Source organism: Leifsonia sp. HAY1-4F, from assembly GCF_056755275.1.
Genome location: NZ_JBNDHX010000316.1, coordinates 1 through 267 on the forward strand (window position 1 = coordinate 1; position 267 = coordinate 267).

Annotated in this window: 1 pseudogene; it reads left to right on the plus strand. The window is 70.0% G+C overall.

The features are described from left to right. Positions 1 to 267, plus strand: a pseudogene (locus tag ACPYOG_RS19660) (hypothetical protein); the annotation flags it as partial.

Below are 267 nucleotides of genomic sequence, written 5' to 3' on the forward strand. Positions count from 1 at the left end.
GCCCGCTCGAGCAGGTGGCGTTCGCCGGCCAGGACGGAAGCCGGCTCGCCGGCACCTTCTACTACAACGACGTGACCGGGACAGGCGCGGTCACGACGGCCCTGCGTACAGGCGACGCGTATACCGCGGAGTCGGTGGTGAAGCCGTTGCTGACCGCCGCCCAGCTGGAGAAGGTGCAGCAGGGGAGCGATACCGTGCCGCGTCCGACCGTCATCCCGGACGAACTGCAGTCCGTCCTGCAGAAGCACACGGCCGGCGCATCGGGGG